We start from the raw sequence: 2,147 nt of genomic DNA on the forward strand, positions 1-2,147 counted from the left end.
TTTAAAACTCTTTGAAAAAAAAATGAATTGGTACAAAACCTAGTGGCAAAATATACAAAACCCGCTGGCAAGCTACAACTGGCAAGCTACAGTCATATAAAATCAAAAAGTTATAGCACCATAAAAGTGCTGTGGCGGAGGGGGTGGGATTCGAACCCACGGTACAGTCTCCTGCACGCCGGTTTTCAAGACCGGTGCCTTAAACCGCTCGGCCACCCCTCCAAACTAGATATACTTTTTGACAAATTTCTTGTAAAAGGTCAATCATTTTAATACGCATTTTAAAGCGTTCTTTGTAAAACTATTTAAGTTTCAATTAAAATAATTCTTCATAAGTTAATTCTTTGAGTGTGTTATCTAAGAGTTTCATTTTTAAACATGATAGTTTTTTCTGAAAAAATGGAAGGTAATTATGATATTTATCATTTTTTTCCTGTTTAAATTTTTTTTACAAAGCAATATTTTTTTTTAGTTCTAACAATCGTTTTCGTAATAATAAGAAATGTTTAGTTGAAAATGTTTGATAAATTATATTAAATTCCGGTCGTGTATTTTTGAATTATTTTACCTTTCCAGATATTTATTTTATTTAGATCGTTCATATTGGCGAAAAGAAAATGTTATTACTCTGACAGTTTATGAGAGATAAATTTGTAAGAATGACATATATATTCAAGGAAAGTTTTTATTGAGTTTAAATTAAGTACAATTCAATAAGAAAGCTCTTTAAAAGATTTTAATTTTTTAAATAAAAATATTCAGATATTTAGTGCGTCTAAAGACGTACCTTAGAGGGAATGGCTGATTTGCACTATTTGAATAAAATTTTATGTAAGATTTGCATCGATAGTTTAAAATCTCTTCTAGATATGACTGGAAATTAGGTATATTTGTAATGCTTTTTCTGTGGGATAAGCAAAAAGTTAATTTGAATGGAAGAAAAAATTATTGAGCAATACCCTTAGATCAATAGATAGTTTGTGAAGGTGTTACATAGTTTTTCAGGAATAGAACTTAAAAACGCTAAATTATTGCAGAGTCAGAAAGCGTAAACTTTAAAAGACAAAGTTTTAAAAGCCGATTCATTCACAAGTATGTGTAAATAAAATATTTATGTCTAATATGAGAGAATAGGTTATTCCTGATTCTATTGAGTTTTTTTGCCTCTATCCCTCATCTTTTTGAAGCTTTTTTATGGTTTCAAGAGCGAGTTTTTTACGGTCTGCGCTCTTTGTGTAAAGAGATGCCATAGCATCATTTGTCCAGCCAAAAATTGCTTTGGGTTGTGATACTGTTACACCAGAATTAGCGGCCACGTTTTGCTGCTAATTTTCTCAATCCATGCGCCGATTTTTTGATACCTGCTTTGGTACACACATTATAAAATGTAAATCCGAACCTATTTTGGGGGATTTTTTTCCAGCATTTACCACAAATGAATGTTTCATCACCTATGGGACCTGCTTCAAGCATTTTGGCTAATTCTGGTAAAATAGGAAGAAAAACATCTGTTTGAAATTTACGTTTTTCTGTTTTGAGGTGAATGATATTATCATTGACATCTTTCCAGGCAATTCGTACAGCATCATCACGACGCAAGCCCGTATATAAAAGAACATCAATCCAGATACGTTCATGGGTACCATGATGCCATCTTTGATAATATTTTTCGACATCTTCTTCTGTCCAAACGGAAATCTCTCTTTGTTTTTGAGGGGGGGGACCCCTAAAGTCGGATTATTTTCCAAAAGACCTTGATCAATTGCCCAATTAAAAAGCCCATTAAGGGCTTTCAGAAAGTTTCTAGCCATTGCTGGTGTTTCTTTGCGCCGTTCAACGCCGGCTATGATATGTTTCTTTTCAATTGCTTGGTATGGAATATTTCCTATGGAGTCGCATATCTTCATAAGAATGTATTCTTTTTGTTTCTTTGTAGCTTTAGTGTAGCTATGCCAATTAGAGCTGTTAAAGTATTGTTTAAGCAGCCATGCAAATGACCCTTCAACAAGTTTACCAGTTTTTGATTTAGGAAGTATAAGCCCTTGTAACTCGGCAAGTGCGTTTTTGTAATTATCAACAAACTCTTGCGTTCCATAGGTACCGCGTATTCTAATGCGTTTGCCGTGACCAATACGTACATACCATAC

The 2,147-nt window shown here is 33.2% G+C and carries 1 tRNA gene and 1 pseudogene; both read right to left on the reverse strand.

Annotated features, from left to right (window positions below):
• Positions 1–132 precede the first annotated feature (132 nt).
• A tRNA-Ser gene (locus ACFINU_RS09660) sits at positions 133–222 on the reverse strand.
• Positions 223–1,166: 944 nt separating this feature from the next.
• Positions 1,167–2,147, reverse strand: a pseudogene (locus ACFINU_RS09665) (tyrosine-type recombinase/integrase); the annotation flags it as partial.

Origin of the sequence: Bartonella sp. AC130YNZD (genome assembly GCF_042196865.1) — a bacterium.
Taxonomy (GTDB): domain Bacteria; phylum Pseudomonadota; class Alphaproteobacteria; order Rhizobiales; family Rhizobiaceae; genus Bartonella.